Origin of the sequence: Thalassobellus citreus (assembly GCF_044385915.1) — a bacterium.
In the GTDB taxonomy this organism is placed as follows: Bacteria; Bacteroidota; Bacteroidia; order Flavobacteriales; family Flavobacteriaceae; genus Thalassobellus; species Thalassobellus citreus.
In genome coordinates this window covers 20,875-34,362 of the sequence record NZ_JBISCC010000124.1, presented here as the reverse complement: position 1 = coordinate 34,362, position 13,488 = coordinate 20,875, and the positions used below count along the sequence as shown (strand labels likewise).

The 13,488-nt window shown below is 31.3% G+C and carries 8 protein-coding genes; all 8 read right to left on the bottom strand.

From position 1 onward, the window contains the following. Positions 1 to 143: 143 nt before the first annotated feature. A complete protein-coding gene (locus ACH5TX_RS09045) occupies positions 144 to 803 on the bottom strand; it encodes a hypothetical protein (RefSeq protein WP_439339182.1) in 660 nt (219 codons plus the stop codon). Between the two features lie 14 nt (positions 804 to 817). Then, a complete protein-coding gene (locus ACH5TX_RS09040) occupies positions 818 to 2,917 on the bottom strand; it encodes a gliding motility outer membrane protein RemB (protein WP_439339181.1) in 2,100 nt (699 codons plus the stop codon). A gap of 114 nt (positions 2,918 to 3,031) precedes the next feature. Then, positions 3,032 to 3,832: an energy transducer TonB gene (locus ACH5TX_RS09035; protein ID WP_439339180.1), complete on the bottom strand. Its 801-nt coding sequence runs from the start codon at positions 3,830 to 3,832 to the stop codon at positions 3,032 to 3,034. 126 nt (positions 3,833 to 3,958) lie between these two features. Then, the gene (locus ACH5TX_RS09030) at positions 3,959 to 4,681 is read right to left on the bottom strand and encodes an energy transducer TonB (protein WP_439339179.1); all 723 of its coding nucleotides are present in this window, start codon (positions 4,679 to 4,681) and stop codon (positions 3,959 to 3,961) included. A gap of 70 nt (positions 4,682 to 4,751) precedes the next feature. Next, positions 4,752 to 5,123, bottom strand: a complete 372-nt coding sequence (locus ACH5TX_RS09025) for a VanZ family protein (RefSeq protein ID WP_439339178.1) — start codon at positions 5,121 to 5,123, stop codon at positions 4,752 to 4,754. Continuing rightward, positions 5,116 to 5,496: a glycine cleavage system protein GcvH gene (gcvH, locus tag ACH5TX_RS09020; RefSeq protein ID WP_439339177.1), complete on the bottom strand. Its 381-nt coding sequence runs from the start codon at positions 5,494 to 5,496 to the stop codon at positions 5,116 to 5,118. The genes ACH5TX_RS09025 and gcvH overlap by 8 nt, the downstream gene beginning before the upstream one ends. 66 nt (positions 5,497 to 5,562) lie before the next feature. After that, positions 5,563 to 12,861: a T9SS outer membrane translocon Sov/SprA gene (sov, locus tag ACH5TX_RS09015; RefSeq protein ID WP_439339176.1), complete on the bottom strand. Its 7,299-nt coding sequence runs from the start codon at positions 12,859 to 12,861 to the stop codon at positions 5,563 to 5,565. A gap of 6 nt (positions 12,862 to 12,867) precedes the next feature. Then, positions 12,868 to 13,449 (bottom strand): Holliday junction branch migration protein RuvA, encoded by a 582-nt coding sequence (gene ruvA, locus ACH5TX_RS09010; protein WP_439339175.1) that lies wholly within the window; start codon positions 13,447 to 13,449, stop codon positions 12,868 to 12,870. Between the last annotated feature and the right edge of the window lie 39 nt (positions 13,450 to 13,488).

Genomic DNA, 13,488 nt, shown 5'->3' with positions numbered 1-13,488 from the left:
ATTAAAATAGCAGGTTATCAATAAAAATATTTTGGGCGTTACCCAAAGGGTCGGGCTATACGTTGCAAATCCTCACTCTTACCTCGCTGTGGGTTTTTCTCTGCTATCCCTAACGCATTTATAGAATTAAATTCACAGCTATTTTAGATTTCCCAAAGTGAATATTTTTTTTCTACCTTCCATTTTCCATCAATAATTTTTATTAATACCAATGAACCTTCTCCACATTTTCCTCCACATACAAATGAAAAATACAATATGGCTGAATCTTTATTTTTATTAAATACTATTTTAGAAAAACTTATATCGCCTACCTCAAATTCTTTTTTTTCATCAGAATTTCGAAACCGTTTTATTTTAACAAAATTAGATTTTAACGAATCTACAGCATACAAATTTTCCTTACTAATTTGTACTACAACTTCTTCTAAATAAAAATTATTATTTTCTACAAAATTTAAAGATTCAAGATTTGTGGTATAACCATCGAATACTCCATCTATATAAAGCACCCCTTTTAAAGAATCTTCTGTAATAACTTTATTTTTTAAAACATTTATTTTATTTATATACGTTGTCTCGTCTATCTTTTTATTAAACCAATCAACCACTAAAAGTTGAGCTTTCTCTCCTAAATAATTATTATATAGGTAATTCTCAATCAAATCATTCAATACATCATTATAGACTCCTAAAGTATCAACTTGTTTTTCCGTTGTCTGTTCCTTGACTTTTAGTTCTTTCTTCTTTTGATTACAAGATAGCACCAATACCAGTAATAATATCTCTAAAAAAAGTTTCATCTATTCTTTATCTTCTAATTATCAAAATACCAATTAAATAAATCGGTGCGAATTCCAAAATTAAACCACATCGTATCATTTTTAAACGTTGTGCTTGTTGTAGCTTCAGGATTAAAGTTTCTAACAGTAATATCTGTAAATACTTTTAAATTAGATGCCGGATTTACAATATAACCCGCTTGCAAATTTCCGTTAAATATATTAGTTTTAATACCTTGTCCTACTTCTACGCCTGTATCAAAAGGTCTGTCATTATAGTCTCTATAAATATCACCACCGTAACTAAAATCATCCGTACCATCATTAAAATCTAAACCACGAACACCAAAAATAAGTTTCGCATCGGCATACCAACGTTTATATTTATAACGCCCTATAAAAATCGCTTCGCTAAAATTAGCACCCCATAAATGTGCCATCGATTGGTTATTATGTGCATAATTTAAAACAACGGTATTATGAGAATACGTAAAAGGACGCACACGATTATACTCGAACTGAAGCATCAAATTATCAACTTTAAACGCATTAAAATATTTCACCCCAATTTGATACCCAAATTTATTTTTCCAACTTTTTTCTCCGCCTTTAATATCGCTTAACGAGAATTCATCTAAAATAAACTGACTGTAAATATTCACATTATCATTCCATTTATATTTCCCCGAAGTTCCTAAAATAGCATTTCCTGCGCCTTGCCCTGTTTCAAACTCAATAGCCCTGTAAAATATAATAGGGTTTAAATAATTTACATCAAAACCTCTATCGTTAGTATTTGTCCACAACACCGATTCAAACAACCCAATATTTAATCGTTTAGACACATTCCAACTTAAATAATGATTGGCAATATATTTTGTTAAAAAGGCTTTATCATTTTCAACTTCAGGCCTTACGTCTTTTAACCACATCCAAGTATTAGTATATTTTATTTTCCAAAACTTGGTATTCAATTTTAAAAATGGATGTGGACTTGCAACATCACTTAATAATAACGACCTGTATCCATCACCAATAAAGTTTTTACCATGCCCAAATTGAACATTAATAAACTTTGCAGGAGCATACGACATATAAGCTTCTGCAACCGGATAATCATATGAATCGGTTTTAAATCGCTTTGCTATACCACGACCAGGAATAATGGCTGGATCTGGACCAAATGCTTTTAAACTTTCAGCATAATCGTTTACATATTGTGCAAAACGTCCTTGACTTTCAAAAACCGACGCATAAAAATTAAACTTTTTACCCAAACCTCCTTGCACTAAAAAACCTCTAGTATTATTATAAGTTGTATTAAAATCAGCATCGGTATCTTTTCCAACTTCTAAATCGAAAATAGGATCGACAGTAAACCAATAATCTTTACCTTCTAATTGCACTAAATGTTCATTCCAAAGTTTTCTTTCTACCCAAGTATCTGTTTCTTTTAGTAATTTTTGTTTTTCGGCTTTAAAATCGTAATATCTTGATACGTCTTCATAAATAAATGGTTTTGAAGCAGTATGACTATTAGTGCCAACAAGGTTCATTTGTCTATCAAATCTTGAATAATCGCTATGCGTAAACTGAATATTTAACTGACTTTTATAAGCTTCGTTTTCAAAAACTTTTAAATCATCATTCACTCTATCAAACTCTAATTTTGCTTCCTGTTCTAATTTTGAAATTTCTTTTTCCTTTACTAAATCTTGTGTTGTAACTGTTTGATTAACTAAAGGAATCTTTATTGGAATAGAATACTGCTTGTAAGTCTTTCTGCCATTATATGTAGCAGGTTTTATTTTTGAAAATCTTGAAAAAACACGTTTTACTTCGGTTTTTAGCTCATCATACATGGCATCCACATAAATCACTCTAAATTGCCCAGTCGTATCTACTTCAAAAAGCACAACAACTTCTCCTTTATATTTTTCGTTTAAAACCTTTTGAGGTATTTTAAAATTCTCATAAATATGAGTGAATACATTTTTATCAAAACAGTTTTGAAGAGAATCTACATCTACAGTTTCACAGTTTGAAAAAACGGGGGCCTTTTCGTAATAAGAATGACTTTGAGCATACATATTGTATTGAACTAAAAGTAGGAGTAGTACAATGTATTGCCTCATAATTTTATTAAAAGTTAATTAAAGCCGAAAGATAGTATTTTTTAAAATACTGGTATAAAAAACCGCTATCATATTGAGATGATAACGGTTATAAATATTTAAAATTGTGATTCTTTAATTCTGTACTTGAAACACTATAGGTATACTATAAAGAACCCCAACATTTTTATCATTTTGTTTTCCTGGTGTCATTTCTGGAATCATATTAATCACACGTTCTGCCTCTTCATCTAATTTTGGATGTGGTGATCTTGTTTTTATATTAGCCACACGACCTGTTTTGTCTACGGTAAATTGAACATCAATTTTTTGTCTACCAGATAAACCATAATCTGAAGCAATATCACTTCCATCAAACTTCCTTTGAATAAGTTTTGTAATTTTTTGAGACATACATTTACGCTTTTCATCATTTGACTTTTTGTTTTCACACCCTGGATAAACAGGAACATTTTGTATAAAAGCAACAGGAATATTTGTTTCCTCTTCCAGCTTCATAACATTTACTGAATCTGGATCTAAAGAAAAATCTGAAGACGTATTCTGTTCTGCAGTCATTATTTCTACAAATTCCGGAATTTCAAAATTATCATCAACTGCTTTAATTTTATCTGTTAACAAAACCTTTTTATTAACTTCAGGTTTAACTTCTACTTTTGGTTCTTCATAAATTTTGAATTTCTCAACAGGTGCATCTGTAAAATCTTGAGTAACTTGGACTACATCAGAAACTTGAGGTATTTTTGTTTCAAACTTCATCTCAAGCAAACCATAGGCTGCTAGTAAACACACAATTAATCCTACTTGGAAGTAAAGGGTGGAGTTTTTTTGTAAATTTGCATCATGCTTTTGTGATTTTTTCACGATTTGCTCATTTTGCCGAATGAGTTCGTGAGTTTTCTTTTGATTACTCATAATAATTAAAGTTTATATGTTAATATTATGATAAAGTCACAATAAGCATACCAAAAAAGAAATCCCGTTACAAAACTTGTAACGGGATTTTATATTATAGATTCCTACTTTCGTAGTAATAACAAATTAATCTTGTACTTGGAAAATAATAGGTAATGAATATGGAACATTTACTGGCTTACCACGTTGTTTCCCTGGTTTCATTTTAGGTAGCATATTAATAACTCTTGCCGCTTCCTTCTCTAAAGCTGGATGCGGAGCTCTTGCACGAATACCTGTAATAGATCCAGTTTTATCAATCTTAAAAATAACATTAATACGTTGTCTTCCGCTTAATCCTAAATCACTTGCCAAATCAGTATTAAACTTCCTTTGCACAAACTGAGTTATTTTTTTAGACATACAATCTCTTTTCTTAGCATTACTGCCTTTTTCGCAACCTGGAAAAACTGGTACATTTTCAATAACAGAAAATGGTACATCCACATCTTCTTCTACCGCATCTCCAATTTCTACATCTTCTACTTCAACAATCTCTGTTTCTTGATCAACCTCAGTAGATTCTATAACAGTTTCTTCAACTTCCACTTCATCTTCTACAATCTCAATTACTTCAGGAGCAGCGGGAGGTGGAGGTGGAGGTGGAGGCGTTTGTAATTGTTCAGTAATTGGAATTTCTTCATCATCCAAATCATCTAAATTTAGTTGACCTATATCAATGTCTGCCTTATCATAGGTTTTGTAATTGATAGCAAAATTTGTTAAAAACAACATTAAAGCTAAGCCAATTGCGAAATACAGTGAACTATTACGTCCAACATTTGCTTTAGGATTTTTTTTAGGTTCCATAATTTTTTTATTGTTTTACTCAGGATTGCTAAAATAACTATTTATTTACAAAAAAAGCAAGCCTTTATATTTATTTAACGCCAATATTTTTTTTCAGAACTAAAACTAGAACTGTTAGTAATACTCCTGATGAATTTGCAAAAACATCATAAACATCCATTGACCTGTAAACAGTTAATGTTTCTTGTAATACCTCAATAATTATACCAAAAATTACTGAAATAACTGCTGCGTAAGTAATTGCTTTTTTTTCTTTAAAATTGAAATTAAAAAGAAAAGTACTAAACCATAAAAAGGCTAACAAACTATAGGCAAGAAAATGAAATATTTTATCACCAAAACTTACTCCTATATCAGGAACATTATTAAGCTTTACTAAACTAGCATAAGTTAATGCGAGTGTATAAATTATACTTATTAATAATGCTTTTTTTTTAAGCACCAATTAAAGTTTTATAATCATCAGCAGACATTAAACCATCTACTTGAGACATATCTGAACATTTCACTTTTATCATCCATCCGTCACCATAAGGATCAGTATTCACTTTTTCTGGTTCATCTTCTAGAGATTCATTAAACTCTATTATTTCACCTGATAAAGGCAAAAATAAATCAGATACCGTTTTAACTGCTTCAACAGTTCCAAAAACCTCTTCGGCTTCTAAAGTTTCGTCAAGAGTTTCAACTTCAACATAAACAATATCACCTAATTCACTTTGTGCAAAATCGGTAATACCAATAGTGGCTATATCGTCATCTATTTTAATCCACTCGTGGTCTTTAGTATATTTTAATTCTGATGGAATATTCATTTTATTATTTTTATTTATAGATCACAAATGTATTTATTCAAACTTTAAATTCAAACAGAATATATGTTAATTACCAAAATTATATCTAATTGTTAATCCTGATCTAATAGTAGTTTGCGGAAACGCTGTAGATATAGCATATTCAGAGAATGTATAATCAAAATAAAAGATACCTGTTAAGTTTTTGCTAAAAGCATAATCGGCTGAATATTTTAATCCCCAGATAGTTTGACCTGAAGTAACTTGATTATTTTCTAAATCTAAATATCTAATAATGGTTTTATTATCTCTAACAGAAATATCTGCTTTCATATTTAAATCACTCACAATACGTTTACTTGGCCCTGCTAAATTAGAGCGAATACGCAAATCTTTAATTCTATAACCTAAGCCAATTATATATTCGTTACCCAAAACTTCTGTCATCAAATTATTATCAAAACTTAATGATATCATTCTATCCTTTTGAATTTCTGCTAGAATCTTAACCGAATTTTTCATTTCGAAATCAATTCGAACTAACGGACTAAACATTTCTGTTAAGTTGATATTACTAAACAGTGTTTCGTTTTTAAAATTACCTCCTTGATCTAAAGCTTCAGGGTTATTACTATCATAATCTAAATTCGTTTGAAATTGATTTATAGTATATGTTGAGCGGTACCCATGTGTTAAAGAGAAACGTTTAAATCGTTTTTTAAACCACTTAAACTTCATAAAACCTGTATACTTTAAATCCCAGTTAGGAATTGGCACATCTCTAAAAGCACTGGTTTTTACTTTACTAGCATCTTGCCCAGAATAAGCGGCTAAAAAAGCTGGCAATAATACTGCTTGACTACTTTTCCCATAACCTTTAGGGTATCCATCGGCATCAACATCTGTAATGTCTGCTCCTTTTGCTTCAGCTAATCGTCTTGCAATTACTAACCTATTTGATCTAAATTCGTTAAAAGCATCAGAGGTTGTTTCATCACTTTTGCTAAATGCTGTTTTAATTAAAAGTGTTGAAATATTAAAATTCCCAAAAGTGTTTGGTGTTAAAGATTGATATTCGAAATCGCTGCCAACACTATTAACTTTAAAGTTTTCAGTATAATTTTCATAATAGGTTCTATTACCTATAATATCAATTTTTAAATCTCTAACCGGTTGTAAACTCGCAGACATATCCAATTCTTTAGTATTGGTAGTGGTAAATTGCTGATTGAACTCAGGAAACACGGTTAACCAACCTCGTCTTGCAGCTAAATCTCTAATATCACTTTGGCTTCCAAATGTAAATCCTGTGGTTGGTTTTAAGGTTCCTATAAAACCAGGTGTTTGTAAATATCCAGGTAAAAACGTTCCATTATTTTCTCTATAACTAAATTGAATTCTTTTAATTGTAGTTAAAATATCGACACCAGCATTTAATATCTTTGTTACCGATTGGTTTTTTACTTTTGGTTTTGGACTTCCTTTTTTCTGACCTGCTCCCGGTGGCCCTCCTGCTGCATTTCCTCTACTTCTTACTCTTTTAATAGGTTTCTTCACTAAGCCAATATATTTATACAACTTTTTCATATCTAAAGTTGTATTTATATTATGTGTATTAGCATTTTGGATGGTATTTCCTAAATCAAAATTTCCTGTTAATTGATTACTAGGGTCATTAGGGTCTGTATAAGTAAGTTCTAATTCACCATATAAATCTGAGCCTTTTTGCCATTGAAAATTACCACTGTATTGATAGGTTGCATCTATAAAACTAAATGTTGGTATTTTATTAATTGGCAACTTATAAGTTATACCTAAATCTTGAGATTGTCTATTGGGATCACCAAAATCAAGAAGTCCATCCCAAACATCTAAAGTTTCATCTTGTTCTCCACGTATTAAATCGTTATCCTTATAATAATTTCTAACAATATTATTATTAGATGCTGTAAAATTAAACTGCAAAGCATCTGTTAAATTGTAATTAACACCATATTGAAAATCGAATGTATAATTTCTTCTATATAATTCTTCAATACCAATATTACCTTGACCTAAATCTATTTCTCTAAATTTCTGACTATTAAATTGTCTGTTTAAATCTGTATTAACCGTAAAGCTCGCTGGTAATAAATTTAAATTAAAATCTTTTAAAATTTTCCAATACTTACCTCTAAACAAGGAGTCGTTCTTTTTAAAAGGCTCCACTTTTATAGGATTAAAATTAAATGCATAATTGGCTCCTAATCGCAATGTTTTATTAACCGAATTTTCAATTTCAAAATCTCTATGCTCAACCTTATTATATGAATAATTAAGTGTTACGTTTTCTACATCGTAAAAACGAGGTTTGGCATCGGTAGTTCTTATTTTTCTAACGCCAATAAAATTGATGCTTTGACGCCTCGTATAATCTTCAGAGTTTTGTTTTACCAGCTCCCTTTCTGCATTTGTATTAGCTACATCAAGTCTTGATTCTAAAGTTAAATCTTTATAAAACTGATCGTATTTAGGCGTGATAAGCTCTTCACTTTGCCCATAATTAAATGGCAGCTGAATACCCCATTTTTTTGGTAATATTTGTCCAACTTTTATGTTGGTAACAACATCATATTGTTTCACATCTTCTAAACTACGCTGACTTGGACCTTGCTCTAAAGAACCAAAACCTGATGTGCTCTGACTTCCAGTAGCACTTAACGTCATAAAGTCTGCAATATTAGTATCTAAACTAACAACAGCTGCCCAACCACCTTCGTTATCCATATCAGATAAACGAAGTTCGTTATACCATACTTCTGCACAAACATCGTCTCTATTTGTAGCATTTTTAATCCCAACCATTAAAGTCCTTATATCTCCGAAATTGGGATTTCCTTTTATACCAACTCGATGTTGACCAGGAACATACCCACCAAATGGATCTGCAGCTAATACGACATCGCCATCTATAACATCATAAAAAGTTGGGTCTTCATTACCCAAGGTCATATCTGAAATACCTTGCGCTTTAATTTTTCCTAGAACTTCTATTGGTAAGTTAATTTCGTTATTTATTGGCCATAAACCTTCTCTACTTGTAGACGTTGAAATTTCTAAGGGTATTTCTATTTGATAATAATTCTCGGTAAGGTCATTACCTAATCTTATAAAACCAACAATATCGTTACTTTGTAATTGTGTTAATGATTCATTATCCTCAGCATGCATAAACATTCTCATGCGCTTAAATTGACGCATATCAACACTTATATTTTTATAAACAGCCTTAGAATCTTCAGCTTCTAAATTACAAACCTTTACCACTAATGATTGCTCATTCTGCGGAACTACCGTATTATTATTAAACAATTCTTCAGGCTCAATTCCTGGAGGCCTATCATAACTTCCTTCATTTTCTAGTGTACCAATAACACCTACAGAAAATTCTGTTTGAGGATCATCTGGTGTTGGGTCATTTTTATCTAAAGCTTGTGTGTAACGTCTCCAATCACTTCTAACCAAATCTAATGTTCCAAAACGAAAAACTGTTGGCTGTGTAAACTCTTTTAAAAAGATACGCGTAAAACGCACCGACCTTAAATCACTAATTCCTCCAACGGCTTTTGCATGAGCTCCTTGAACAGGAATTCTAAATTGATACCATCTAACATTTCTTGTTTCTCCATTTGGTAAAACACGTGGTCTATCTTTAAAATCTCTTAAAAACTCTTTTAATGGATTACTATTAGGTAAATTTTCAAAATCGGCTTGAGATTCTGGTAAATTTTGTCTTGTAAGATCTAATTCATATTCAAAATAACTATCAATCGTGTTCATAGTATTATCACGATTAATATCTTCTACATCTGGTTGTGTATTGGCTCCACGATCTGTATTAGTGAATGTTTCAGGCGTATTACCTTCTACACCATTATATTTTTTATAACGTTCAAATATATTACCCTCTGTATTTAAAAAGTAAGTATAATTATCCTTTGAAGGATCTTCTGAATTTTGAAACCCTATTGGTAAGTTTTCTCTTAAAGCAAAACTCCTTTCATCATCATCACTATATCCATCATAACCTACATCTTGATTTGTTCTTTCTTCTCCAGTAGTATCGAATGCATAAATTAGTGATTGGTTTTGCGGTACAACAGTACCATAATCGGTAACTGGCAATAAACTTACATCTCCGTTTATTGGCAAACCATTTTCATATAATTTTCTACCATCTTTAACGATATCTTCTGAAATATTACCTAAATTAAATACAAGCTTTCCTCCAGGGTTTGTTTCATTGTCTTGAAAAGGATCTTGTAACCAAAAATCTATATATTCTACATTTTGTTGTTCAAAATCTGTAGACGTTAATTGACGCGTAATACCCGCCCAACTTTTTTGAGGATTATTAATAACTTCATTAGCTGCATTTGGATCAAAATTATAAGGCCCTCTTTCTTGTGGATAATAGGCTAAATCTAAAGTGAAAAGTACCGAGTTTTGACCTTGCACTAACTCTCTGTCTGGAAACAGCTCATTAATAAACACACGACTTGTATACAAACTAGACATATCTTCATCCGTTATTTCATTTGGACGCTGACTGCTGTAAAAAATAGGATCGATGCTATACCAATTTAAAAGTGCTCTACCATAACCACTTTTAATTCCTGTTTCCCCATCATCTTCCCCATCTCCATCAAAATCTGATGGTCTACTTGATAAAAACCATGATTGTTGCGATCTTAAATCAATACCATTTTGAGAGCCTTCAAAATCATCAATATAAGACGTTGACTCTCCATTTAAATTAGTTCCTTTTGGTGCTCCTGGCGCTAAATATGCAAATTCGCCTCTAAGTGAAAAATTAGATTCTGCATCGGTATCTATATTAGGCAGCTTATTAGCTAGTCTTGTTAAGAAAGGTACTTTAGTTGCATAGTTGCCATTAAAACCAAAAATAGTATTATTTATAGGCTCTGTTCCATAGTTTGCCTTTTGTGTTATTGGTCGCTCGTTAAGATTTAATAGCGTTGCACCCAACACAAAATTTTCGTTAAACTTATGCTCTACATTAATACCTGTAAAACGTCTTGTTTGTTGTCCGAAAACAGCATTATTTTCTGTAGATACTTCAATAGGTGTATTTGATGCTTTTAAAGCTTCATCTAAAATTTGAACCGTTCCTGCTGTATAATTAACGGTATAATCGATCCCTTCTACCAACACACGGCCACCTGCAGTAACCCTTACCGAACCACGTGGCACATTAAAACTACCTATTGGAATACCATTATTTCCAGAAGATTTATAACGTCCTTTTAATTTAAACTTATTTTTCTCAACCTCTTCTAAAGCAGCTGCTTTTGTGCTACTATAAAGTATATCGTAAACATACTTTGTTTGATTTTCGTTATAACTAGTAGGATCTAAATAATTTTCACCAGAACTAAGCGATAATTTTTTAAATAGAAATTCTCCAAATGGTTCTGCACTTGGAAAAATTATTCTTCCCGCTTGAGGAATAACCGTTATCCCTGGAACAAAATCAAAAAAACCATCTCCTTTTGATTGCGGGTCGTTATTAAAATTTAGCTTATCTAAATTAAACACTCTTAATAAAGGAGTTTCGTCTAAAGGATCTTCATTTGTCCCTGGAGCTGGAAACGCAGTAGTTCCGACCGGAGAAATAAAGTTTAATGGCGAAGCTTCATTATAAAAAATATTAAGTTTAAAATCATCTGAACTTAAATTATAAGCACCTGTATCATAAATGTTTTTCATCATCAAATCCCAAACAGGCTGATTCACATTTGTGATGCTACTTTTTAATAATTTTAATATTAAGTTAGAGTTAACAACATTTGTTACATCACCATTACCATTTGTAGTAACATTGGTTGCATCAACACCATCATTTGCAAATTCACCCACTTGATACACTTTACCACCAACCGTAAATTGAAACGCAACAGCTAAAACCTCATCGTTATTTAATCGTTGATTTAATGAGATATAACCTAATTGACTATTAAAAGAATATTCTTGTCCGTTTACTAATTTTCTAGCGTTTTCAATTTTATTATAATCTGAACCTTCTCTAACAACTGAAGATAATGAGCCAAAACCTTGTTGCGCAGTAGCAACATCTCTGATCTGGTCTGTTAAAATAGACCCAGACCCAATAGCTGTTGGATCAAAATCATTATTCGTATTATCTGGTAAAGCATTAGCACTATTAATAAATCCACCTGGAATTGGATCTAATAATAAGTTATCGTTATCTGGGTTAGCAGGGTCGTAAAAAGACTCCCCTAAATCCTGAAGAGCTACTATATTTCTAACATTATCTGTTCTATTACTTCTATTAGTCATCCAAACTTCAAGTCTGGTAATTTGTAAACCTTTATTATTAATAAATGGATAAGTTTCTAAAGCAGCATCATAAGTATCTCTAAAATATTGTGCTAAAAAGAAGTGTCTGTTCTCATCATAATCTAAAATAAACTTATCAAACTCTTCAAGCGTACCTCCTCCTTGCGACACAACTGTATTTGCTTGTGATTTTTGCTCAGAAAACACGCCTGTAACAGTTGTTTTTCCAAATTGCAATTGCGCTTTTACACCAAACAAACTCTGTGCTCCTGTAATTAACGAGCTGTTTAAAGGCATACTCACATTACCAACTTCTATTTTTTGTATAATATCATCTTCTGTTGGCGTATATTCTAACTTTATAAGATTTTGAAAATCGAAAGTAGATTGTGTATCGTAATTAGCGTTTACTTGTAGCCTTGTACCTACTTTTCCTAAAAGACTTAAACTAATTCTTTGATCGAAATCAAAAGTAAAATTACTTCGGTTCCTTGGCGAAAAAGATGGATTATCTTGTTTTGAAAATAATACCCCTAAATCCATTTCAACAGAACCCTGAGGTATTACCTCAATAACATCACTTCCAAAAACACTCTTAAAGAAATCTGAATCTACATAAAACTCTGGTAATAGATTTTTTTGTCCATCGTCAGCTCCATCTTTTTTACCATCAAAAGCATCTGTTTTTTCTTTGTAATAAGCTTTTAAATTTTCCTTTGCGACTAAAGCATAATACTCTTTAGGTGTTAATATTATAGGATAATTAATATTAAAACTCCCTATTTTTTCGGTATAAATATAACGATTGGTTGTAGCGTCATAAGTATATTTAGACTCTACACTATTAGGATTTGGTAATTTAATAGTTCCTAAATCAAAACCCGTTTTAAGCGAATCTGGAACAATAGGTTCTTGAGACCAACCTATTAAAGAAAATAATAATGAAAAAATTAAAAAAGCACCATGACTGCGCTTTTGATTATATTTTTTATTTGATTTATAAAAAATTAGGTTAGTTATATTCAAAATCTATTATAAATTTTTTAAAGCTTGTTTAATTATCGTTTCTACTGTCGCTTCTGGTTGTGCTATAACAATTTTATCTACGACACGTTCTGCTTGTTTTCTAACAAAACCAAGCACTTCTAAAGCAGATAACGCTTCATCTTTGCTTGTATTGTCTTTAGACACAGAAACTTCATCAATATCATAAATTTTTAAGATTTTGTCTTTTAAATCCAAAATAACACGCTGCGCCGTTTTAGCTCCAATGCCTTTTATAGACTGGATTAAAGCAACATCACTAGTAGCAATACCTTCTCTTACTTGTTTAGGTGTTAATGACGATAACATGGTACGAGCTATACTTGATCCAATACCACTTACCGAAAGTAATAATCTGAAAATTTCTCGTTCTGCCAATGATGAAAAACCATAAAGTGTATGCGAATCTTCTTTTACTTGCAAATGTGTATACAATTTAAGAAGCTCGCTATCTGGTATTTGAGAAAATGTGTGTAATGAAATATTTAACATATACCCAACACCATTGCAATCAATAACAACATGTGTTGGATTTTTTTCTACAAGTTTTCCTTGAATATGTGTTATCATTTAGCCGTTTCTGTTAAAACATCAAATGTAATAAAATTA